A 24,555-nucleotide genomic window follows, 5' to 3' on the forward strand; every position below is an offset into this window, starting at 1 on the left:
GAAAGTTTCATATATCTGGCTATGAGTAAAGTTATGTTAAGTAGGGAATATGCTTGATTTACTGGTTTGTGGACAACCTCTTAGTAAGCACACTAACTATGAAACAATCTATATTACCATCAAAAACAGAATTTATATTGCCCACTTCATGTCCGGTTCTTAAATCCTTCACCATTTGATATGGATGCATAACGTACGATCTGATCTGATTGCCCCAGCCTATATCGCATTTTTTACCATATTCTTCAGCCATTTTCTGTTCTTTTTTTTCCAGTTCAATTTGGTATAAACGTCCTTTAAGTAATTTTAACGCCTCATCTTTATTTCTGTGTTGAGAACGACCATTTTGGCATTGAACTACAACACCAGTTGGAATATGCGTAATGCGTACCGCACTTTCAGTCTTGTTCACATGCTGACCGCCTGCTCCGGAAGCACGGTAGGTGTCGATCTTTAGATCCTTTTCATCCACAGCAATATCAATTGAATCTTCGATCACTGGAGTTACTCCTACACTTGCAAAACTGGTATGACGTTTACCATTTGCATCAAATGGCGATATTCTAACCAGCCTGTGAATTCCACTTTCACTTTTTGCCCACCCATAAGCTTTTTCTCCAACGATTTTTATCATTGCAGACTTTATACCAACTGACTCTCCTTCTAATTTTTCTACAACTTCAACTTTAAAGTTGTGATAAATTTCTGCCCACCTTATATACATGCGCATCAGCATTTCAGCCCAATCATTGCTCTCGGTTCCGCCAGCTCCTGAGTGGATTTCTAAAAAGCAGTTATTATTATCTGCTTCACCAGTAAATAAGGACTCTGTTTCTTTACACTTGATTAATTTCTCTAGCTTAGCTAATTCATTTTCAACTTCAGAGAAAAATTCTTCATCATTTTCATCAATAGCAGACTTCATTAAGCTGATGGCATCGTTGTAATCGCTTTCCAGTTTTAAAAACGACTCTACGTCATTCTTAATTTTAGAACGTTCTTTTAAAACTTCTTGTGCTTTTTGGTTATCTTGCCATAGGTCATCATTCGACGCTTGGGAGTCAAGCTCTTCAAGACGCAACTTTAATTTTTCTATGTCAAAGACACCTCCTGATAAGAGAAATACTTTTATTTAAGCTTTGAAAGTGTTCAAGAATTTCTGGATAAGTTTTCATTATACTTTAGATTTTAATATATTTACTATCAATAACAATAACAGTAAACAAAATAGAAATTTAACCATATGATAGTTAATTTAAATAATTTCATTATACTTTAATGTTTAAAGAAATCAAGCGCGTATATTTATTAAAAAACAAGGTAAAGTAATGAATATTGAAATAAGTTCCCATTATGGTTTAGACAAAAAGGCTATTGATGACTTAATAGAGTCACTTGATAACGAGGAGCTAGAGAATGTTCGTAGTATTGTAAAAACGATAGATAGCGTTCAGTTAGCTTATTTTTTATCTACTTCAATCAGTGATCACAGGGAGAAATTAGTTAATATCCTCGATCAACATTTGTTAAGTGATGCCCTAGTGCATGTAGTGCCAGATTTACAAATAGAGATCATAGAAACATTGGGAATAGAAAATACAGCAAAGTTACTAATGCTCCTTGATGTAGAAGATATAGTAACCATAGTGAAAGATTTAGATAGAAAGTCTGTAGAAAATATACTTTACTATTTGCCCAGCAAAACTCAGAAATCGGTAGAGGAGTTGCTATCATATCCAGAAGAAAGTGCAGGAAGGTTAATACATAAAGATATGGTTATAGCTCCATATTATTGGACAATAAATCAACTGACAGAATTTGTGTGCAACTATAAAAAAATACCAGAAAAATTTCACCAGATATTCATTATCAACTCAAAATTAGAGCCTATAGGCAGTGTTAATTTAAATAAGGTAATATCTCACTCAGGAGACACAATAATAAAAGAGATAATGGATCATGACATAAAAATCATTAAAACTGGAATAGACCAAGAGGAAGTAGCAAGAATATTTAAAGATTACTCTCTATTATCGGCTCCGGTAGTAAATAAGAATGGTAAAATTATTGGTGTGATCTTAATTGAAGATGTGATAAAAGTTGTTCAACAAGAAACAGAAGAGGATGTACTCAAAATAAGCGGTGTATCTTCTAAAGCCGATATAAATGCCCCTATACATAAAACTATAATTAAAAGGCTACCTTGGTTACTGTTTAACCTCTTAGCTGCAACAATGTGTTCCATAGTAGTTGGCTTTTTCGATGATGTAATAAAAAGTTTTATAGTACTGCCAATAATCATGCCGATAATTGCATCAATGAGCGGAAATGCAGGATCCCAAACAGTAACGCTAACCATCCGGGCAATCGCAACAAAATATCTAACTGAGCAAAATGCAAAAAGAATACTGATGAAAGAATTTTTAATAGGTCTTATAAACGGGGTGATCTTATCTACTATTTCATTAGTAGTGTTAGCAATAAGGTTTCACAGCTTCAAAGTGGAGATGATTTTTGTGGTCTCCATGATTATGATGTCAATTATTGCAACGTTCATCGGAACTTTCATTCCTATAATGCTTCACCGTTTAAACTCTGACCCTGCCGTTTCTTCTTCAATCCTAACATCGGCAACAACTGATATTCTCTCAGCTTTTATATTTCTTGGTTTAGCTACGATCTTTTTATTAAATAGCTAATACTATCTATAGCTATACCGCCCACAACTGTACAAACATTGCAATTTGCAGGTGGCAGATGGTGTCATCCAAGTAGCCCCTATGATGTCATCCGAGTAGATACCGTCTTGTAAGTCAACGAGAAAAATATAAAAATGTTATCTTTTGGTCCATATAAGTTTGTTCCAACAAGTTTAAAGTATAACAAAAAGAATCGCTGGAGCGTAATTGAATGTATTGATGTAATGCCGTCACTTCAAAACATAGGACAAGGAGTAGAAAATATAGAGCTAGAAATAACCATTTACCTTAATAGTCTTAAGGGGCTAAATCAACTAAAGAATATGAAAGAAGCTGAAAAAGATCAGATCCCACACACTTTAGTAGATAGTTTAGGTAATTTTTTAGGACAGTTTGTGATTACACAATTAGAGGAAAGACAGATATCTTTTTTTCCTGGTGGGCTGCCGAAAAAAGTTGAATTTAGTTTAAGTTTAAAGAGTTATAGTGGTACACATATTCACTAACCAACTACATTCAATTTTTGATTTTAAACTTCAGTCAACCTCCTAGTTCTATAGTTCTTGATATGATCTGGATCAAAGGCCTTTTTTGAACTTAAAACACCAAAAACTACATGAAGTAACTTACGCATTGCAGCTCCCACAATTGCCATATTATGCTTGCCTTTCTCTTTTAACCTCTCGCAATAAATCACAATAATAGGGTTGTGATTTTTAGCTACTATAGCGGGAAAATATATTGCCTTACGCAATGTTCGTGAACCTGATTTACTTAATCTGGGCTTGGCATATACAGATGATCCTGATGTTATATTTCGTGGTATAGTTCCAGCATATGCTGCCAATTGTCTGGCATTTATAAAAGCTTTTATGTCAGGAATTTCAGCTAAAATAGCTATTGCTGATTCCTCTCCTATTCCTGGAATAGTCAATAAGAGTTGAAAGTTTTCCAACAACTCTTTGTGCTGTTTTAATAGTTCACGTATGGAGTTTTTTATTGTTTCTATTGATTGTTCTATGTTCACTGCAAGGTTTTCCCAAGCATTTGCAACTTCTTCAGGCAGTCTCTCCTTCTTTTCTAAATGATTATTTACGAATGTTAATCCATCTTTTAATGCAGCTGAGCAACGATAAAGATGCTTTAATTTTTTCTTTTCAGAAGAAGGTGGTGTCCAGCGAGTTGGTTCCTGTCTTTGGCAATAATCTGCAATAATCTCTGCATCAATCTGGTCATTCTTTTGTCGTACAAGCTTACTCCTTGCATAAGACTTAATACAATAAGGATTTACAACACTAACAAAATGTCCAGCATTGTGTAGAAATTCAGCCAGAGCTTCACTATAACAACCAGTAGCTTCCATGCAGGCTTTTACTTGTTCTATATTATGTTTTTGTAGAAAGCTCAGCAGACCTTGAAACCCATGATCATCGTTCTTAAAGCTCCTTTTCCTAGTTTCACGTTTTCCTTTTTTACTTATAAATGAGAGAAAAATATCAAAGCGATCTTTTGATATGTCTATACCTAAAAAGTTGTTGATCATATATAACCTCATACGTTACCATTTAAAATGAAAAGTAAGGCTAACCTTGTGAATACAGAATTAGAACCATTTAGGTCTTTCTACGATACCGTCCAGCCTCTACTTTTGAGAAGGGAGCTCTTTTCTAAAACACAGATTTTGTATCTAGGGCAATTTACAAAGTTCTTCCCTTCTCCATCTAATGCATAAGCTTAAAACATTAGATGCTTTTGACAAGATACAAGGGCAATTTAATGGTCTCTACTATGTGGGATTTACACTAGTTCATATCCCTGTTGGTCTTTGTTTTGATAGATTCGGTCCAAAAATTGTTTTACCTATTTGTGCTGTCTTGGTATCTATTGGAACATTACCTCTTGTGTGCTTTGATGAGTGGTATTATTCAGTATTAGGTAGAATAATTGTTGGGATTGGCTCGTCTGCGTCAGTAATAGGAGTATTTAAAGTTGCCAGTATGTATTTTCCGCGAGAAAAATCAGCAAAAATGGCAAGCATATCTGTTATTATAGGGCTATTAGGGGCAATATATGGTGGTCTACCAATAGAACTTTTGCTTGATGAGTTTGGTTGGAATTACGTAATTTATATTCTTTCAGGGTTTGGTTTCTTACTCGCTTTATCTTTATTTTTAGTTATTCCTTACAATGCTTACGACTTTCGAAAAGAAAAAATTAGCATGAAGGATCTAAAAACTGTGCTTTTCAATAAATATATCATTCTAATTAGTTTTTTTGGTGGCTTAATGGTAGGTCCACTAGAAGGTTTTGCTGATGCTTGGACAAAAGCTTTTTTATGTGAGGTATATCAAATGGCCGGTGATCTAGCGTCTTCAATTTCTTCTGTTATATATGTAGGATTTGCAGCTGGATTGCTCTCTTTTGCTCACATATTAGAAAAATATCCAAATAGACATTATGAAGTTATTATTGTCTGTTCCTTTGCAATGATTGCTAGTTTCCTTTTACTTTTTACACAGGCTGGCGGATTGTATATTGTATTGCCTGCACTTCTTGTTATAGGTTTCGCTTCTGGATATCAAATAGTAACACTGTACAAAGCATTAAGTTATGTAAATAATAACTTAATAGGATTAACTACAGCTGTGTCAAATATGATAGTCATGGTTTTTGGCTATTTTTTTCACACTGGGATCGCAAAAATAATAGATTTGTGTTGGGATAGGACAGTGATACAAGGAAATCCTGTGTATAGTGCTGAATTGCTGATAAAAGCAACATCTATTATTCCTGTATGTTTGCTAATAGCTGTTTTTGGGCTCTTATGGTTAAAAAAGCAGGATAAGCAGTCTTAAAATTGCTTGTGCATCTTAAAATTAAAGCGAGGTTTGATCTATGATGAGTGTTTTAAAAAAAATCTGTGGCTCTAAAAATAGTTTAAAGTCTTTTGATAACGAGGTTTATCAGTCTATAGAAAAAGAATTGCAACGCCAAAGATCACAACTGCAACTAATTGCATCAGAAAATTTTGCAAGCAAAGCGGTAATGGAGGCACAAGGCTCTTTTCTGACTAATAAATACGCAGAAGGTTATCCAGGCAGAAGATATTACTGTGGTTGTGAGCATGTGGACAAAGTTGAAAGTCTGGCTATAGAAAGACTTTGTAAGTTGTTTGGTGTAAAATTTGCAAATGTTCAGCCTCACTCTGGTTCTCAGGCAAATCAAGCAGTGTTTGCTTCACTGCTTACTCCAGGTGATACAATACTTGGATTGTCACTGAGTTGCGGTGGGCATCTAACTCATGGTGCGGCACCAAGCCTTTCTGGTAAATGGTTTAAGTCAATTCAATATACAGTGAATAAAGACACTTACTTGCTGGATATGGATGAGATAGAAAAGCTGGCGCTGGAGCATAAACCGAAATTGATCATAGCTGGTGCTTCTGCTTATCCGAGAAAAATGGACTTCAAACGCTTTCGCGAAATTGCAGATAAAGTTGGTGCTTATTTGCTTGTAGACATTGCTCACTATGCAGGGCTTATTGCAGCGGGCGAATATCCATCCCCTGCTGAATATGCACATGTTATGACTTCCACAACTCACAAAACTTTGCGTGGTCCTCGTGGTGGAATAGTGATGACCAATGATGAAGCATTACACAAAAAAATTCAATCTGCAGTTTTTCCAGGATTGCAGGGCGGGCCACTTATGCATGTGATAGCTGCAAAAGCTGTTGCATTTAAAGAAGCATTAGCACCAGAGTTTAAGACTTATAGCAAGAAAGTCGTGGAAAATGCGAAAGTGCTGGCTCAAGAATTGCAAAAGCATGGACTTGACATTATAACTGGTGGCACTGACTCTCATATAGTGCTAGTTGACTTAAGATCGCAGAAATTAACTGGAAAAGACGTTGTAGATAGCCTTGAGAGAGCCGGTATTACCTGTAATAAAAACTCTGTACCATTTGATACAGCAAAGCCGACCATCACTTCAGGGCTCCGTTTTGGCACCGCTGCTGAGACAACACGCGGACTTGAGGCAGAAAATTTTAAAGAGATAGCTGGTCTAATAAATGAAGTAATTCAAGGATTAATCAGCGGAAATAGCTCAAGTGTCGAAAAAGCAGTAAAAGCTAAAGTTGAAAGGATTTGTAGTAATTTTCCTATTTATTAATTTATGTGGTGTCATCCAAGTAGCTGGTAGAAACGAAAAAACTTACTTGACACCCTTTGCCAGCCCTCTTATCATGAAACTGAAGGTATTCATTTATCTTCAATCTGTGCAGATTAAACGACAACAGTATTACGTAATTGGCGTCTTATTTTTAATTTTTTGCACTATGCGCACCCTACGTCTTCACAACATTTCTGGGTTTTTACCTATATAAGCTGAAACGCGCTTATAAAGCGTTTAAGACAGTATAGCACGCCAATTTGCAGGATTAGAGAGTGACAACTAGCTAATACGGGATTTCTTTTGCCTTTTTTTCTGCTTAGTAAATTTCTTAAACATTTAAACTAAGATGAGTTGCATTTAAAAGCAGCTAAATTGCAGTGTTTAAGACTTAAAAAACGCCAATACTGAAAATAGACAATGACTAGGGCTTCTTTTGCCTTTTTTTTGCTTGGTAAATTTCTTAATATTTATGGCAACATGAACTGGGCAGGAAGGTGTCATTCCAGTGCTTGACACTGGAATCCAGTTTTCCATATAATCTCATCGAAAATGTTGTAACCACTTTCTGTACTAGTTTGCTTGCTTACAAGCAAACTTTTCTGGATCCCAGTGTCTGAGCACTGGGATGACAGGGGAGGGAGGCTACTTGGATGACACCATTCTTTTTCCTGGATCCAAGTAGTCAGGGCACTGGGATGACAGGAGAAGGTACTAGGATGACACCCTGACCTCGTCGTCCCGCTGCTTGTTAGCGGGATCTCTTGTTAGCGCCGCGGCAGTATGACGGTTCGCGGCGGCATGACGTAGAAGCTATACTTTTATGCTCACCAACTTAGCTGGATCCAAGTAGTCAAGCTACTTGGATCTGCAAATTGCAATGTTCGTACAGCTGCGTGCTTGACACTGGGATTTAGTGCAGCTACCCTAAACTGGAAGCTCATCTTGCTATTTTTGGCTGAAAGGAACACATTTTTAGAATAATGAAAACAATCAGCACTTTAATTCAAGAAGGATCGGAGTTATTATCGTCACATAAAGTTGAATCACCACATTTAGATTGTGAAATCATCATGCAGCACGTACTTGGAGTGGAAAGATCATTTATAATTGTGAACCATGCTGATCAAGTGCCGATGGAAAAAGAACTTTTATTTTGGAAATTAACAAAAAAAAGAGCGGAAAGATATCCAATATCGCAAATAATAGGTAATCGTGAATTCTGGGGTAAAAATTTTATAGTTAACCAGCATGTTTTGGATCCAAGACCAGATAGTGAAACAATAATCCTAGCAGTGTTAAAATATTACCCAAATAAAAAGCAGAAACTAAAAATCGCGGATTTTGGTACAGGTACAGGCTGTTTATTGATATCCGTACTTAGTGAGTATGAATATGCTGTTGGCGTCGGTTTTGAAAAAAGCTTGGAAGCATACAAAATTGCCTATCAGAACACAAAAAAACATGATCTTCTCAGCAGAGCCAAAATATTTCCAAATTCATGGACAGAGTGCAGAGGCTCATTTGATCTGATAATTAGCAATCCTCCATATATTAAAAGAAGCAAATTGAAAGACTTGCAAGCTGAAGTGCAAAAAGAGCCAAGAATTGCTCTTGATGGTGGAATTGATGGTTTGAACTGTTACTTGAGCATTTTTCCAATATTAAGGAGGTGCCTTAAAAAAAATGGGTTTGCGATATTGGAGATAGGTGAAGATCAAAGCAATATTGACAAAATAATCCCCTCATACGAATTAGCTTTTCAGGAATATGTATATGATTTGGCAGGAATGAAGAGATGCATAGTTATGCAAAAAACATAGCTAATGTTTTCTTGTATTATCTCCTTCATCCCATATTATCCTATGTCATCCCAGTACCCTCTACCTCGTCATCCCAGTGCGTGACACTGGGATCTATATTTAACTAGATCCTATGGTCAAGCCATAGGATGACAGGAACGGTTTTATGCATTTTTTAAAAGGGCAACATGTTTAAGCTTTGCTGGCAAAGTGGAAAGTAAGGCCAGCCTCTATGCCGTGTGTATGAAAAAAGCCGTTCTGTATGGTAGTGGATACTTGATTATTACCTGTTTGTTTAGCCATTTGACTTGTTGCGGTATCCCACTTTAAGGTTTCTAGTTTGTACTCACTGCTACCAATAGCACCAAAACCTCTATATCCGATATGCATATTTACATCTTCGTTTATGCGATAATCAAGGCCAGCTTTTAATTGACCTGCGGGTCTTATTGACGATTTTTCAAACATTGTCATTCTTGTTGCACCGACTCCAACCCCAACATAAGGAGAAAAAGAGAAACGGTCACTTTTCCAATGATGATAAACATTTGCCATTACAGATATGTTCTCAATTTGGTCATGATTAATAATTGATCCATATTTATCGCTGCCTTCTGTGTACGATATTGTCATCTGGCCGCTTGTTAAACCAATATTATCCACTTTTACAGAAGAATACATTCCTTCCAATTCAGCTCTGTAGCTATTGCCATTCAATTCCCCTGTATAACCCAATGCTACATTTGCAGCAAAAGGCGGATTATAATCTCCTTTATACTTACTTAGTAATTGACCTTCTGTATTCTGAGCATCCCTGTCATTTATAGATACCTTATTAGTATCTGCAGCATCCTTATCTCCAATTTTTGCTTTCAATTCACCCATGCCATTAAAAAATTGACCATAATACCCACTACCAAAGTAAAATCCTTCTGTTTCACTCGCAAAAGATTGTTGTGACAACAATAAAGCAAGTGCTGTAACCGCTAATGTTTTTTTACTAATCATTACTACTCCCCTAGTTAAAATAGCTAATCTAATACTAATTAATTAAAAATGGCTTAATATGAAAAACCTAATTATTTGCATAACTTGCACTTTTCTGAGCTAAAAATAGGCAAAGTTAACCTTACTTCTCGTCATTTTTTAATTTATCGTCAATATCCTCATCTTCAAATTCATCCTCCTCTTCTTCGTCATCAAACCCATCATCGCTCCTATCCTCATCTTCCTCGTCATCATCATCTTCAAACTTATCGTCGATATCTTCGTCTGCAAATTCATCTGATTCATCATATACTGCATCTTCGGTTTTAGTTTCAACAGGATAATCAACTGAATTAGGTCCCTCAAGAACATTATTCCCCTCGTTATTAACCTTATCTTTGCTCGCAGCGGCAGAAAGAACTTTGTTTGGGTCATATGGTTCTTGTGTAGGCACACGAGTTTGTTTGAGCAGCCTTCTTGTGAAGGTGGTATCACTGTAGTACAAAATTTTCTTTGATTTAATTGGGTAAGTCGACTCTATTAAAATTATCTGATCGTCACGTGGCAACATAATAACTTCTTGAGGCAATAGCAATGCTCTTTGTATTTCAGAGATATGTAATGACCTTGAAGCAGGATTTAAATCTAAAAATTTAGGCTTATTCAACGATTCTTGTTGTACAGTTTTGTTTCCTATAAGTTGCGATATTAAATTAGCTGTTTCAATATTATTGGCTGCAAAAGTTATTCTGTAAGTCGAGTTTGACAAAAAGGAGTTCATCCCTGCTTCTTCGTATATTCCTTTGAGCTGCTCAGTATCTTGAACAATTAAGAATAACCTAACTCGATAACCACGAAAATATGCAATACCTGTTTGAAATTGCTCCATTTTTCCAAGTGTAGGAAACTCATCCATTAAAAACAATACACCATAAGGCTCATCATCCGATGGCAATTTTCTACATAAAAACTCAGTTGCCTGTTGGTAAAAAACCTGCATTAAAGGCCTGAGCCTAGTCAAGTTGTCAGGAGTTAAACCAACATAAACTGTAATTTTCTTCTTTTTAAAATCTAGAATATTAAAATCACTTGACGCAGTTGCAGTATCAATCAATGGGTTTGCCCACAATTCAAGTGATGAGTTCATGGTTGATACAACACCTGACCTTTCTTTATCAGCTTTTTGTAAAAAAGCTGCAATATTCATATATGCTACAGGGTGTAGTATTTTACCCATTGTATCAAGAGCAACAGCAAGATTATAAACTACATCATCACTACGCATCGTACGCACAACTTCACCAAAAGATTTAACTTTCTCTGGTGCAGCAAGTAAGTATAATACCACTCCAACAAATAAGCTTCTTGCTTCATTCTGCCAAAAGTCTTGTTCAGGCATGATTAGGTTAGCTATTTTCTGCACATCGTCAACCATCTGCCCAGGTTTTTCACTAATCCATTGTAATGGATTGTAACAGTGACTTATTCCATCTGGCTGCGCTGGATTCCATACGTATACTTTTTGTCCTTGTCGTTCTCGCCAACCACTTGTTATTTCATAGTTTTCTAATTTTATGTCGTGTACAATTACCGAGTCAGTCCAAAATAATAAATTAGGAATTACAAAGCCAACACCCTTACCAGAACCTGTAGGTGCAAATAACAATGCATGCTGAAACCCATCAGAAATGAAGTATCCTCTTTTATCTTTACCAAGCAATAATCCCTTTTTGCTTCTTAATCCTGCTTTTCGTATGTCTTTCTCTGATGCCCACTGCGAATCTCCATGAAGTGATTCTTTCTTTTTAAATGGTCGCCACTCAATTATCCTTTCTCTTAAATTCCATAAAATAATCATTAAAACAATGATAGGCAGTGCAGAAGATATAATTAATGTGATTTTGAGCTCAAGGCTATATAACTCTGGATGATGCCAACAATATTGTATATGATCAAAAATCGTTGGCCAAAGAGCTTGAGGGAAAGGCGTCAAACTAGGATTAATTGCCTTAAAATCCACAGCATCCGGACCATCAGCAAACAGAACAAACAATATACCAGATAGATAGAAGCAAAAATCAAGTACGCTAAAAGCTACTACACCTCCTATGAGAATATTACGTAGGTGATTTCCATTACTCATAAACTACTCTTCCTTAACTTATGTATAAATTTAAGCATTTTCGCTCGCAGATCTAGTAAATAATATCTCAGAAATGCTTCTTTTGCCCCCACCGGTTCTTTTTAGCTGAATAACAATATCAATCACATTTCTAATGTATGGTATAATTTGGTCTGGAGGAATGCCAAGATTTGCCTGCATAACCATCAATTTTATTTGCTCAAGGGCCATTGTTGGACTATCTGCATGAAGGGTTGATATTGATCCAGGGTGACCAGTATTTATCGCCCTAAGAAAACTAAAAGCTTCCGCTCCACGGAGCTCACCAACTATTATTCTGTCTGGCCTTAAACGTAAGCACGCTTCTATCAAATCTTGAGTGGTTACTTTTGCTCTGCCCTGCCCTCCTTTAGAGGCAATTAGATGGACTTTATTGGGATGATCGTTCAAAACGATTTCCCTTGCATCCTCAACAGTAATAATTCTTTCCTCAGCTGGAATAGCACGCAAAGTAGCATTAGTAAAAGTAGTCTTACCAGTGGAAGTTCCACCACTAATTATAATATTTTTCTTACTTATTACAGCGTATTCTAAAAACTCTTTTATTTTTTTTTGCCTTAACAATAAATCCAAATGACGGTCAACTGGATTATCAGTTGCTTCTGTAACAGTTTCAGAAAAAGCCCCCATTTTTTCGTAATCATCGAGTGCTAATTGCATGCTAGAAGGCTTACGAATCGACATGACTACTTTATCAGGTTCACATGCTGGCGGAAATACTATCTGTATACGATAACCATTTGGTAATGTTGCCGAAAGTAACGGCGCTTCTTCGCTAAGTTTTTGTTCTGTAGCTTGAGCAATCAGTCTGCCAAGAGATTTCAAATGGTTAAGATCGAATACTTCTAATTTTTCACACCTTATTTCACCGCGATTTTCAATCCATACTTCCTTTGGCTTATTTATTGATATTTCATTTACGCCTTCTTCTTGAAATATGCCTTGTAATGGCTCCAAATATGTATCAAGTGCAGCATAGTTCATTTCATTGATTTAATATTGCCTGTGGAGGAAATACTATATCTTGGTTAATAAATACTTTCAATGCAGTGCCTTGATCAACATAAATAGTTGGTTTTTTATCTGTGTATCTGCCTACTATATCCCGCATATCTTTAGAAAAATCCTCGATTGACTTCCCGATTGCTTCATCATAAACAGACTTGCTTTTTCTTTGAATTTGTTCTAACAGTTGATTTACAATTTCCAGGCTTATATTTACCTTGTCTTCTCCAATTCCTAGTGCTTTTGCTATTTCCTCTTTCATTATTTTTAGTAAATCTTGTCTGCTTTTGGCACTCCGAATTCTTCCGATAGCCCCAAGGCCTAATTTCCATTTGTCACTAGATATCTTCTTTTCTGGGTCAATAATGAGTTGGAGAGAAGAAAAATCTATTTCGGTTGCAGTGATAGACTTTACTGCATCCATGGCAGTTAGCGCATCAATAAGATTAGAAGCCTTTTGCCCTATAACAGCCGAACCAATCGAAACGCCAGCAAGTGTCACTGAAGAGAATAACGCACTTACTATTTTGTTATCAACTATTCCTGCTATCCCTGCTCTACCAAGCTCGTCAGTACCAAGTGATGAGATTGCAATATCTATTCCATGTGGCAGAATCACTCTATTCCAGTTTATATTTACACGAGATTTAGCAACATTCGAGTCAAATGAATAACTGCCTATCAATCTTGAGCCTTTAGGTATTAAAACTGTATCACCAGTTTCTGCATAAACATCTCTACTCACCATAGCACGCAGCATTCCTTGCAGATCAGAGTTTATTGCAGTTTCAAGCACAGCATCAATAATTTTACCTTGAGTAACCATTAAACTAAGCTTTCCTACTCTGGTAGCTTTGCTCGATTGTGCTGAAGTGTCGGATAAAATAGCATCAGCAGCCTTGTTCTCTCCACTACCACCTGAAATTGTTAACATTTGTGCACTACGTCTGTCTCTAGGATAACCGCCACCCCCTATTGTAGGAAACGAGGTAGGTAAATTGCCCATAACATTACTAGAAGGAAAATTTTGCTTTGGCAAAATAGGTATATTTGACACAGGAGTTTCTTTTGGTTTCTCTTCTTCTTTTCTAATTTGTTTTATTTCTGGTATGATTGGTGGTGTAGGAAGAGGAGGTAAGGGTGGTAAGGGATCAGTTATTATTCTTTCAGGAACCATTACATTATCTGGAACTTGTTCCAACTTTCCTTTCAATTCTTGAACGTTTTGCTTTGTTTCCTCTTTTTTAATAACTTCTGAACCCTCTTTATGAGAAGGACTAAAATAGAGATAATACACTCCACCAACCAGAAGCACTAAAATAATAACCATCAATGCCCTATGACCTTGATTAGAGCCAACTGTTACTACCTTATTCTCTATTTCTGATTCATCTTCTAAATTGTTACGCCTTTCTTTATTCATATTGCATGTACCACAGCTAAAGTGACCTATTTATAATTTCAACTTCACCATCTTCATAACGCATAAATAGCTTTTTATGTACTCCTTTTATTATAACATAATCATCAAATAACAGCCTTTTACAAGGTTTATCCTCCCCTTCTACAAAAACCTGAGGTATTTTATTATTATTTCTAAATTTTAAATAGGTTAAATAACCATCATCAAATAACTCGATCGGAACTATATCCGCATTACCACCTTCATCAATATATGTATAATTGTACTTCGTATCATTTTCTTGTATTATTTTTTCTAGCTTGTCTGTAGTATATTGCATTTGAGTAGGTAAAGAAACCTCATCTAAATCAACATCAAATTCACCTTCTTCTTGAGGATAATAAAAACGTACTACGTAAGATATATCCTTTTCAGCAGAATAATCGTGATCTACTTTCTTAGCATCAGTATCCGGGTATTTATCGTAGTTTGGCCTTGAGATTAAATCAAAAATGTAATTTCTTTTTTTAGTTGTCGTAATAATCATGTTAGTGCGACTACTAACTTCAAATGGCATAATAAGCAATTTATTGTCATAAGGATTAATTTTCCAACTTGATGCATCACCAACAGCGATATTTTTAACTTTTTCTCCTTCCGCAAATTCAATATAAGAATAGTAACCCTGACTAAAAACCACCGTAAATACTTCATTAGGGCTATACACAAAAGTCTTTATTCTACTATCTACAGAAATAGGCTCATTATAATTAATGGATGCGTTTAAATTGCCACTGACAAGTAAAGCTAAAACTAATAATATCCTATACATATTCATCATCCACTCTATATGAAATAACTTGAAATCCTAATGGGTTAATATATCTTTGCTGATCATCCATTTCAAGCGATGCATACCTATATGACATAATAACTATCTTGTTTTTTCTTGTGGAACTTCCATCTTTCCGTGTAAATTCCACAAAAAATCTCACCTGAAGAGCATCGTTACCCAATTTTTGAATTGAGCGAATTTTAAATTCACTTTTGGTATCTGAATATAAATTAAAAAGATCATCCATATTCTGCGATCCTATATAATTTCTAAATTCATTATACACATTAGGTGAGGAAAACAACCTCACCTTTGTATAATAGTTATAATTATAATGATATGGATCAAAAACCTCCCTTGCTTTTATATACTCTGAAATAAAATAATCGTTTAGCGCTTCATCTGCAGAATACTCTTTTACTGTGACAGGATCAACCAATTGCACTATTCCTGATTTCTTGTCAATTTCTATAACAAATGGCTCAATAGTGCTACTTGTGCTAATTTTAAATATGACTAATATGCTGATAGAGATCGTTGCTAATAATATTAATGCAAATAAAAGTAGAATATTTCTTTGAGCAATAACTGTGCTGTAGCGGTTTGAATTCCAATTTATATCCTTATCTAAGGATTCAGTATTTTTTTCTCGTTTAAAAAATCTTAGCATTTTAGTATTCCTAAAAATCTTAACTTATGTTAATAAACATAGCAAATTAACAAAGTAGTTACAGCAAAAAAGCTAAAAAACTCTTAATCTATGGCCTAATTTACCAAATTTTGTCTCCATATATGAATCGTTATATTTATTACGTTCCACAATAAGTGGTAGACACTTTGTAACTCCTATACCACTACTTTCCAATTCTGACAATTTTCTATCATTGTTTGTAAGTAATTGGATTTTGTTAATGTTCAATTTCTTAAGCATTTTAGCTGCAACAGCAAAACTCCTTTCATCATCTTCAAAACCCAATATTCTATTTGCATCAACAGTATCAAGATTATGTCCTCTTTGCATACTGTACGCTCTTAACTTATTAGTTAAACCAATGCCTCTTCCATCTTGCATCAAATACAATATAATACCACTTCCAGAGTCAGCTATCATTTGAATTGCTTGATGTAACTGACTTCTGCAATCGCATGACAAGCTATCTAACAAGTCACCCGTATAACACGAAGAATGAATTCTTACTAATGGTTCGCCATCTTTATCTGGATTGCCAATGATAATTGCATGATGTTCTCTTCCACCACTTTCGGTTCTATAAGATATGATATTTACTTCTTGAGTCTGTTTTAAAAATAATGATGTTTTGCACACTTCATATACATCCTGATTTTCTTGAAAATTATTTATGAATGACGTGTCCAGTGCAATAACGTCATTTTTCTCGCACCAATTTCGCATTTCATGGTTATTCTCAAAAGTCATATCAGCCACTAACGCGTATGGCAATAATTCTGAGAACTTAAGCAAGGCAATAGCACATTCATCTATTGTCTTTGAGCATTGCAACTCTTTTATGCAATCTTCCTTTGAACAGTTTATTAAATGGAGCAGTTCATCAAAATTATTCACCAACAGACGTTTGCTGTTATGTTCTTTATTCTGAGATATGTATTTTACCTTACTTGAAGTTAAAGTAACATATACATTACTTGATATAAGCTTGTATTGATTAAATAAATCTCTTTCTAAAGCCTCAGCAGCAGCAAACAATAGGTAATTACTTTCATCATATATTACAATTGGCCGACCGCGCCTGATTTCGCTGATAGCTCTTTCTACCTTATTGCTACTCTGATTTCCTATAAACATTTTTACCCATATTAAACAGCGATAAAAACTGGTGCGGCCGAGAAGACTTGAACTTCCAAGGCCTTATGAGCCACAGCGACCTCAACGCTGCGTGTCTACCAATTCCACCACGGCCGCACTATATTCTAGTTTTTATATAATTATTTTAAATTACTTAATCATTTTAGAATTTTTCATCTAGAGTGTCAATCTGATACTAGAATAATTTAGAAATTGTTTGTATAATTTGATTATGAATTTTGTGATTACAAATTTTAATCATTTAAGATAACCTTACTACTAATTTTTAACTAAGGTTCTTATACAAATGAATATAGCTAATATCTTTATTTTTTTAACTCTCTCTCTTATAACTAGCTTTCATTTCGTCCATGCACAAATATTATACACATGGTCTCAAGTTATCCCAGAAAATAAACTAAGCATACGTGCAATTACAGACAATGACATGTGTCCCATTGTTTATGTCGATGGCGAAGAAATAGAAATGCTGAATCGCAGCTCAATTAACAATGGTGATCATAACGAAACAGTTTGTGAACTGACAGTACAAACAAGTGCCAAAAACATTAGTATTGAGGATCTACGGGTTCCTATATTACCAAAAAAGGTTAATAAAATTGCTTTCATTGGTGACACGGGCTGTAGAATAAATATGTTATTTCAGCAGGAATGTAATTCGGTAGATAGCTGGCCTTTAAAAAAAAATTTAGATTCAATCGCCCTTCATAAACCAGATTTAATTATCCATGTTGGTGATTATCATTATAGACAAACAAAATGTAGAAATACAAAAAAGTGTGGCGATATTTATGGATATAATAAAGAAGTTTGGTACGCTGATTGGTTTGAGCCTGCAAAGGATATTTTATCACAATCCCCTTTCCTTTTTGTTCGTGGAAACCATGAGAGTTGTGATAGAGCTTATGAAGGATGGTTCAGGTATCTAGATTCATACCCCTTTTCGTCTGAAAAATGTGGAAACTTCGTTTCTAGTTGGTCCTTAGATGCTGGACCGATGAAATTTTTTATCTTCGACTCTTCATCCGGTGAGGATATTTTTACAACCCAAAGCACAATTGATGCTTTTGAGAGGCAATTTGATAAATTGATACAAAATAGTTCTGACAAGCCCATGTGGTTTTTAACTCATAAACCGCTTTGGAGATCTCCAAAAAAAGAATTTTTGACATTAAAAAGCCATGGCAATCTTACACAAATTGAAGCTTTTGGGGATAGATTTCCAAGCAATGTTACTACCATAGTTTCTGGCCACATTCATATAGCCCAGATTTTATTAATGGATAATGTTCCAGACCAGATTATAGTTGGGAACGGTGGTGCATTATTACATGCTCAAGATCAAGAACCCGTCTACCAAAATGTAGAATTTGACTATTCAAATGGTAGAAACTACTTAGCACACGAAGTTAGAAACTTTTTCGGCTTTGGCTTTGCAATACTAAACTTAGATGATCACAAATTTACCTTCTATAACCAAGATAATAAGGAAATGTATTCTGCAAAGCTAACAGAAGATTTTAAACTTAAACGGATTAAAACTATAGTCGATTCATTTTAGGATTTGTTATTAGCTATTTTAAAAACGCTACTTAAACATTTTTTTTAATCGATTGATTTCATCAGCAAATTTTGAGTCGGTCTTTATAAAATTTTCTACTTGTTTTACTGCATGTATAACAGTAGCATGGTCTCTGCCACCAAAGTTTCTCCCAATATCTGGTAGGCTTTTTTGCGTAAATTTTTTGGCAAAATACATAGCTATTTGTCTTGGCCTTGCAAGACTGCGAAGCCTTCTATTAGATTGCATATCTGCAACCTTTATATTGAAAAATTCAGCTACTTTCTTTTGTATTTCTTCTATTGTAATTGACCTATGATTTGACCTAAGAAGATCGATTAGGGTTTCACTAGCTGACTCCACCGTCATACTTCTTCCAATTAATGAGGTATGGGTAACCTTATTTAATGCTCCTTCTAATTCTCTTATATTAGATTTTATGTTCCTTGCTAAAAACTCTAGGACATCTTTCGGAACATACATATTCATCTGCTCCACTTTTGCCTGCAATATACCAAGTCTTAATTCAAAAGTTGTTTCATTAATATCTGCCACCAACCCCCAACCGAGTCGTGATTTTATTCTTTCTTCCACTCCATCAAGATCACTAGGAGACCTATCAGCTGATATAACCAATTGTTTATTTTGGTCTATCAATGCATTGAAAGTGTGAAAAAATTCTTCTTGTGTACTATCTTTACCACTGATAAATTGCACATCATCTACCATCAATACATCTACTGATCTAAATTGCTCTTTAAATAACATAATATCTTTGCTTCGCAGCGCTGTAATATATTGGTACATGAATTTCTCTGCTGATAGATATACCACTTTTCTTTTTGCTGATGGGGAATTGACTATGTGCCAAGCTATAGCATGCATTAAATGTGTTTTACCAAGTCCCACTCCACCATATAGAAACAAAGGATTGCTGCCTGATATTGGATCTATAGATTCCGCTACACGCTTTGCCGCTGTAAATGCTAATTCATTTGACTTTCCTACCACAAAATTATCAAAAGTGAATCTGGGATCCAGTGGTGAACCAAGATTATGATTACTTTCCTCTCTGTTTTTTAGTATAACATTAGAATTTGAATTCCTTTCTTCAATTACTTGAATATCAATAGAACATATACTTTGATCCTCGCTTTGCCATAATGATAATATTTTTTTCATGTAATGAACTGTAATCCACTCTTTTATAAACCTTGTTGACACGGATAAAAGAACTTCCCCATTTCTGCTACTGACAAATTTTAGTGAACTCAGCCAGCTGTTATATGTTGCTTCTCCATAGAGATTATAAAGACAATTTTGAATTTTTTCCCAAGTAACATTGTGATCCGTTACTGTAATAATCTGATCAAAAAACATAGTAGAAACCTTAGGGCTAGTTAAGTTCATATACCACACCAAGAAAAAACAATAATCAGAAAGATGCAAGATAATCAACAGCTTACTGCAAAATGAAAAGCTAATATTACTTAATACATACTAAAAATTATGGTGATTTTTTGATGAGTTGTAAAGGGTATAAAAACACTAAAATTGATCATTTTTATTTCAAAAAAATGAAAAATTTGTAAATGTCGCTTGTATCGAGGATTAGAAGCATGCTATTAAAAACAGTAATACATTATGTATAAATAAGATGTTAAATTTACTGGCAAATAAGTAAAGTATTCATATAAATATAGCTAACCTAATATAGATTTACTGAAGCAAATTTATGATTATATTAAGTAATTTGAGTTGTTATGCTGTATTCGGTATTGAACTAGAGTTTTACATTGAAGGAATAGAAAAAGAATACTTATTTCTGAATAGCATCAAAAATAAAATAGCATCTCTTGAATTTTCTTGCGAGAAGGAGAATTCTACACATCAGTATGAGATAAAAAGTGGTTGTTATACGAACTCCGACAATTTAATTAAGCATTTTGAGTTAGCAAAACAATCACTTACTGAAACAGCACAAAAACTAGGTGGGAATATTTCTTTTAAAGCAAAGCCCTATTTGGATAGAGCAGGCAGTGCATTAAATGTGCATGTTAATCTCGTGAATTCAAATAACGATAACTTATTTTATATCAATGAGCAAAAGTACAGTGACTATCTGATTCACAGTATTGGTGGATTATGTGCAATGATGAAAAAACATATGTTGTTTTTCGCTCCAAATGATGATTCATATTTAAGATTTCAGTACCCGGATATTTATACTCCAACTACGATTAGTTGGGGGGTAAATAACAGAACTGCTGCGATAAGAATTCCCTATTTTGGCAACGATTCCAAAAGATGCCGCCTAGAGCACCGTGTTCCTGGAGCAGATTGTAACCTTGAAAAAGTACTCACAGCAATAATTGAAGGCATAGTTTTTGGTATAGAGAACAAAATTGCTCCGCCAAATAGAGTGTATGGCATTGCATCTGATCCTCAATATAAGATGGAGAGTTTGATATAGCAACTACCTGTTAAACCCTAACCCATTAAACTCCTTTGAGATAATTGGCCATTCTAGCACTTTCCTCACATCATTATTTACATTCCCATACTGTAATAGCAAGTCTGCAGCAGATAGTTTCTGCGTACTTTTAGATGATCCAAGCCCTATATTGGTAAGGTTGCTCGGTGGCTGCTCAGGAAGTGGATTACCAGATACATCCATGTGTTCAGGGAGAGATTTCATCTGATTCTTTATAGAGCTAGAGTTATTTTGTGCAGGATTTCTATCATCTGACATGTCAAGAATAATTTTCTCAGGTACTACCATAGTTTTTGTATAATCAGCAGAATGACTGCCTTCAGTGTTCTTAAATTCATCAAGAATTGGTTCGCCAAACGCATTTATAGGGCCACCAAGTGATCCTTTCTCCATGCGCTCTTCTGCTCTTTTCCTTATTATTTCTTCTGCTAGCTCAGTTTCAGTTCTTTTTGGTTCTTTTACAGTACCTTTTTCTTCACCTTCATCTCCTGAAACACCAGTAATTTCAGCAGGCTGTTCTTTTTTAGTTCTTATTTTATGAATCAGCGAAAGTAATAAGTAAGTAACTGCAGCAGCAGAAACGATAATGGCTATCTTTGCGGCAATGTGGATTGCTGTTAAAAATATTAAAGCTGATAAAGCTCCAGCTAATCCAGACACAATAACTTTATTTTTGCCTTTTGTTATATTTAGAATTGCCACCATAATAACCTCTCAAATACTGTTCTAGAATTATTATACAGAAATTTTCTTATACTTGCAATTTTGCAAAAATTTTAATTATTTGCGTAAAGTTTTAAAGCTACACAAGGATTAATTAATATGCAATGTATCTCGACTATAATATTGTACAAACGCACATATTCAGCTAACATTCAACATGCAGAGCTTACTCATAGAGCGAAACAGGGCGGTGGTATTATTACTTATAGTAATTTTTATCTTCGGTTCATACGTTTATGTAAAAATGCCAAGGGAAAGCAATCCTGATATACAGATTCCTATAATCAGCGTGTTTGTTGGACTTCCTGGGATTTCTGCTCAAGATAGTGAAAAGCTATTAGTGCTTCCTATAGAAAATGAACTAAGATCCATCGAAGATGTAAGAGAATTGAGAGCTTTTGCAACTAATGATGGTGCTCACATGATACTCGAATTTGGAACAGAGTATGATAATAAAGAAGTGCTCGATAATGTCCGTTCAAAGCTTTCAAACATAAAATCGAAGTTACCTGTTGAAGCGGAATCTCCGATAATCAATGAAATAAACTTGAGCTTATTTCCGATACTCAATGTCGGCTTAATTGGTAATTTGCCAGAAAGAGCCTTAACTGAAATAGCACGCAAGTTAAAGAAAGAAATAGAATCTCTGCCAAATGTTCTCAAAGTTGAAGTGGCAGGTATGCGTAAAGAAACAGTGGAAGTTATAATTGAGCCCACAGTTCTAACAAAATATAACATTCAATCAAACGAAATATTCCAAGCTATATCAAGCAATAACAGACTAGTGGGAGCTGGGTCACTGGAAAATGATACCGGTAAATATTCGATTAAAATATCAGGGTTATTAAAAGATATAGAAGATATTATGAATATTCCTATTAGATCTCAAGGCGATGCAGTTTTGAGAATCAAAGATATAGCAAAAGTATACCCTAGGTTTGAGGATCACCAAGGATTTGCTCGCATTAATGGATTACCTAGTGTCGTGCTAGAAATTTCAAAACGTAACGGAAAAAACATAATAGACACAGTAAATCAAGTAAAACACTTAATGGATAAGGCAAAAGATCAATTACCTGAAAATTTAAAAGTGGTGTACTTAAATGACCAGTCAAAAAACGTCCGCGATGTGCTTGATGACTTGGAAAACGGCATAATATTTGCTGTGTTGTTAATATTGATCATAATGATGCTTTCTATGGGAACAAGGATTGCTATTCTTGTGGCACTCTCGATACCCGGTTCCTTTCTGATTGGGATAATAGCTCTTTACTTTATGGGTATAACCTTAAATATCGTTGTGCTCTTCAGTTTAATTATGGCTGTTGGCATGCTGGTTGATGATGCAATTGTGATCAGCGAATCTGCCGATAGAAAGATGATCTGCGGAATGGACAAAGTAGAAGCTTTTTACACTTCAGTTCGCGATATGTTTTATCCGGTTCTATCATCAACGTTAACTAAATTAGCAGTGTTTTTTCCTCTATTATTCTGGCCTGATACTGTTGGTAAATTCATGCAGTACATACCAATTACAATAATTCTAACTTTGACTGGATCGCTCATTATGGCTTTGGTTTTTATACCAACACTTGGTGCAATATTTGGTAAGCCTTCGATAACTTCAAAAAAAGAAATAAAAAAAATGAGTGCTATAGAAAGTGGTGAAATAAAAAATGCTGGGCCTATAATAAGAGCTTACGTACGCATGCTAGAGAAGGTTTTGGATCATCCTAAAAAATTCGTATGTGCTACTGTATTCGTTTTGTTTTCATTTAGTGTGCTGTACTTTACTTTTGGTCCTGGAGTAAAGTTTTTTCCGAAAGTGGATTCAGATAATATTTTAATCAGTGTTAAAGCAAAAGAAAGCTTATCAGCCAAAGAACGAGATCTGATACTCAAAGAAGTGGAAGAACGCATTTTGAGCATTGAAAAAGAAATTCATGTTTCTTATGCTAGATCAGGAGCATTTTCAGACAACGTTATCGCCAGAATACAACTAGAACTTATGGATTGGCGCTTCAGGCGCAAAGCTAAGCACATACTAAATGATATAAGGAGCAGTGTGCAAGACATGAAAGGAATAATAATTAATGTTCAAGAGGAAAAGCCAGGACCGTCGGCTGACAAGCCAATACAAATTAACCTCAGCGGGAGTGTATCCAGTTTGAATTTAGCAGCAGAGAAAATTCTAGAAATTATGAACCAACCTTCATCCGGGTTTATAAATATTCAAGATAGCAGATCAGCACCTGAAATAGAGTGGAATATGAGTGTTGATAAGAGTAAGGCTACAAGCTCTGAAGTAAGTGTTGCAACCATTGGCGATTTTATAAAGATGGTTACAAATGGAGTGTTGATTGGAAAATATAGACCAAATAACACGGATGAAGAAATCGATATTGTACTCCGTTTCCCTGGAAAGGATCGCAACATGAAGACTATAGACAATCTTTTTATCAATACAGTTAATGGCCCGTATCCTATGAGCAATATAGTAAAATATGCTCCCGAAAAAAAGGTAAACAAACTAAACAGGATTGATGGATTACGCACAGTGACAATCTCTGCTGACGTTGATACTGGCTATCTTGTTGATGAAAGAGTAAAGTTCATTCAGAATTCTATTGCCCAGGATTGGGACAAGGGAGTAAAAATTGATTTTAAAGGCGACAAAGAAGATCAACAAAAATCAGGAGCATTTTTGTTAAAGGCTTTTATATTAGCGATTACACTAATGATATTGGTATTAGTGACACAGTTTAAGAGGTTGTCCACAAACCAGTAAATCAAGCATATTCCCTACTTAACATAACTTTACTCATAGCCAGATATATGAAACTTTC

At 35.1% G+C, this 24,555-nt stretch carries 21 protein-coding genes and 1 tRNA gene; 10 read left to right on the forward strand and 12 right to left on the reverse strand.

The genetic code is table 11. The annotated features are described in order from the left end of the window. Nucleotides 1-58: 58 nt before the first annotated feature. Nucleotides 59-1,175, reverse strand: a protein-coding gene (gene prfB / locus BA053_RS00890; protein ID WP_410541897.1) for a peptide chain release factor 2 whose coding sequence is annotated in 2 segments (ribosomal slippage) — nt 59-1,108 and nt 1,110-1,175 — 1,116 coding nt in all. Because the reading frame shifts where the segments join, the coding sequence is not laid out codon by codon here. A gap of 153 nt (nt 1,176-1,328) precedes the next feature. Here prfB and mgtE point away from each other — a divergent pair. Continuing rightward, nucleotides 1,329-2,699, forward strand: a complete 1,371-nt coding sequence (mgtE, locus tag BA053_RS00895; protein WP_065095184.1) for a magnesium transporter — start codon at nt 1,329-1,331, stop codon at nt 2,697-2,699. 134 nt (nt 2,700-2,833) lie between these two features. Further along, the gene (locus BA053_RS00900) at nt 2,834-3,205 is read left to right on the forward strand and encodes a phage tail protein (RefSeq protein ID WP_065095214.1); all 372 of its coding nucleotides are present in this window, start codon (nt 2,834-2,836) and stop codon (nt 3,203-3,205) included. A gap of 23 nt (nt 3,206-3,228) precedes the next feature. On the opposite strand, the gene BA053_RS00905 is transcribed toward BA053_RS00900, so the two are convergent. Beyond that, on the reverse strand, nt 3,229-4,242 hold the full coding sequence (locus tag BA053_RS00905) for an IS110 family RNA-guided transposase (RefSeq protein ID WP_065095215.1): 1,014 nt from the start codon (nt 4,240-4,242) through the stop codon (nt 3,229-3,231). Between the two features lie 181 nt (nt 4,243-4,423). On the opposite strand from BA053_RS00905, the gene BA053_RS00910 reads away from it, so the two are divergent. The 5 genes from BA053_RS00910 to BA053_RS08275 all read left to right on the forward strand — a co-directional run bounded on the left by BA053_RS00910 (nt 4,424) and on the right by BA053_RS08275 (nt 8,802). Beyond that, nucleotides 4,424-5,554 (forward strand): MFS transporter, encoded by a 1,131-nt coding sequence (locus BA053_RS00910; RefSeq protein ID WP_245611105.1) that lies wholly within the window; start codon nt 4,424-4,426, stop codon nt 5,552-5,554. Between the two features lie 40 nt (nt 5,555-5,594). Beyond that, on the forward strand, nt 5,595-6,872 hold the full coding sequence (gene glyA, locus BA053_RS00915) for a serine hydroxymethyltransferase (RefSeq protein WP_065095441.1): 1,278 nt from the start codon (nt 5,595-5,597) through the stop codon (nt 6,870-6,872). Nucleotides 6,873-7,369: 497 nt separating this feature from the next. After that, nucleotides 7,370-7,492 carry a hypothetical protein gene (locus BA053_RS08270; RefSeq protein WP_255356228.1) on the forward strand — a complete coding sequence of 41 codons (123 nt, stop codon included), beginning with the start codon at nt 7,370-7,372 and terminating at the stop codon, nt 7,490-7,492. Between the two features lie 363 nt (nt 7,493-7,855). Next, nucleotides 7,856-8,695 (forward strand): peptide chain release factor N(5)-glutamine methyltransferase, encoded by an 840-nt coding sequence (gene prmC / locus BA053_RS00920; protein ID WP_065094647.1) that lies wholly within the window; start codon nt 7,856-7,858, stop codon nt 8,693-8,695. Beyond that, nucleotides 8,671-8,802, forward strand: coding sequence for a hypothetical protein (locus BA053_RS08275; RefSeq protein ID WP_255356229.1), 132 nt, complete (start codon nt 8,671-8,673; stop codon nt 8,800-8,802). The genes prmC and BA053_RS08275 overlap by 25 nt, the downstream gene beginning before the upstream one ends. Before the next feature lie 64 nt (nt 8,803-8,866). On the opposite strand, the gene BA053_RS00925 is transcribed toward BA053_RS08275, so the two are convergent. From BA053_RS00925 to BA053_RS00960, 8 genes are all read right to left on the reverse strand, one after another. Next, nucleotides 8,867-9,682: a P44/Msp2 family outer membrane protein gene (locus tag BA053_RS00925; RefSeq protein ID WP_065094646.1), complete on the reverse strand. Its 816-nt coding sequence runs from the start codon at nt 9,680-9,682 to the stop codon at nt 8,867-8,869. A gap of 121 nt (nt 9,683-9,803) precedes the next feature. Then, on the reverse strand, nt 9,804-11,804 hold the full coding sequence (locus tag BA053_RS00930; RefSeq protein ID WP_065094645.1) for a type IV secretory system conjugative DNA transfer family protein: 2,001 nt from the start codon (nt 11,802-11,804) through the stop codon (nt 9,804-9,806). A 30-nt stretch (nt 11,805-11,834) separates the two neighbouring features. Continuing rightward, on the reverse strand, nt 11,835-12,827 hold the full coding sequence (virB11, locus tag BA053_RS00935) for a P-type DNA transfer ATPase VirB11 (protein WP_065094644.1): 993 nt from the start codon (nt 12,825-12,827) through the stop codon (nt 11,835-11,837). 1 nt (nt 12,828) lies between these two features. After that, nucleotides 12,829-14,271, reverse strand: a complete 1,443-nt coding sequence (locus BA053_RS00940; protein ID WP_065094643.1) for a TraB/TrbI/VirB10 family type IV secretion system protein — start codon at nt 14,269-14,271, stop codon at nt 12,829-12,831. A gap of 16 nt (nt 14,272-14,287) precedes the next feature. Further along, the gene (virB9, locus tag BA053_RS00945) at nt 14,288-15,088 is read right to left on the reverse strand and encodes a P-type conjugative transfer protein VirB9 (RefSeq protein ID WP_174525402.1); all 801 of its coding nucleotides are present in this window, start codon (nt 15,086-15,088) and stop codon (nt 14,288-14,290) included. Further along, nucleotides 15,075-15,755: a VirB8 family type IV secretion system protein gene (locus tag BA053_RS00950; protein ID WP_065094642.1), complete on the reverse strand. Its 681-nt coding sequence runs from the start codon at nt 15,753-15,755 to the stop codon at nt 15,075-15,077. The genes virB9 and BA053_RS00950 overlap by 14 nt, the downstream gene beginning before the upstream one ends. 72 nt (nt 15,756-15,827) lie before the next feature. Continuing rightward, nucleotides 15,828-16,910 (reverse strand): GTP cyclohydrolase II, encoded by a 1,083-nt coding sequence (locus BA053_RS00955; protein WP_065106661.1) that lies wholly within the window; start codon nt 16,908-16,910, stop codon nt 15,828-15,830. 29 nt (nt 16,911-16,939) lie between these two features. Further along, nucleotides 16,940-17,027 (reverse strand) — tRNA-Leu (locus BA053_RS00960). Nucleotides 17,028-17,217: 190 nt separating this feature from the next. Here BA053_RS00960 and BA053_RS00965 point away from each other — a divergent pair. Beyond that, on the forward strand, nt 17,218-18,492 hold the full coding sequence (locus tag BA053_RS00965; protein WP_065095325.1) for a metallophosphoesterase: 1,275 nt from the start codon (nt 17,218-17,220) through the stop codon (nt 18,490-18,492). A gap of 27 nt (nt 18,493-18,519) precedes the next feature. Here the strand turns inward: BA053_RS00965 and dnaA are convergent, their stop codons facing one another. Beyond that, complete coding sequence (dnaA, locus tag BA053_RS00970; RefSeq protein WP_065094639.1) at nt 18,520-19,902, reverse strand: chromosomal replication initiator protein DnaA; 1,383 nt, start codon at nt 19,900-19,902, stop codon at nt 18,520-18,522. A 325-nt stretch (nt 19,903-20,227) separates the two neighbouring features. On the opposite strand from dnaA, the gene BA053_RS00975 reads away from it, so the two are divergent. Continuing rightward, nucleotides 20,228-20,965 carry a type I glutamate--ammonia ligase gene (locus tag BA053_RS00975; protein ID WP_065094638.1) on the forward strand — a complete coding sequence of 246 codons (738 nt, stop codon included), beginning with the start codon at nt 20,228-20,230 and terminating at the stop codon, nt 20,963-20,965. A 3-nt stretch (nt 20,966-20,968) separates the two neighbouring features. On the opposite strand, the gene BA053_RS00980 is transcribed toward BA053_RS00975, so the two are convergent. After that, nucleotides 20,969-21,691 carry a hypothetical protein gene (locus BA053_RS00980; protein WP_065094637.1) on the reverse strand — a complete coding sequence of 241 codons (723 nt, stop codon included), beginning with the start codon at nt 21,689-21,691 and terminating at the stop codon, nt 20,969-20,971. A 175-nt stretch (nt 21,692-21,866) separates the two neighbouring features. Here BA053_RS00980 and BA053_RS00985 point away from each other — a divergent pair, with 175 nt between their 5' ends. After that, on the forward strand, nt 21,867-24,497 hold the full coding sequence (locus tag BA053_RS00985) for an efflux RND transporter permease subunit (RefSeq protein ID WP_245611535.1): 2,631 nt from the start codon (nt 21,867-21,869) through the stop codon (nt 24,495-24,497). Nucleotides 24,498-24,555: the final 58 nt, after the last annotated feature.

It is taken from the genome of Wolbachia endosymbiont of Nomada ferruginata (assembly GCF_001675785.1).
GTDB lineage: Bacteria > Pseudomonadota > Alphaproteobacteria > Rickettsiales > Anaplasmataceae > Wolbachia > Wolbachia pipientis.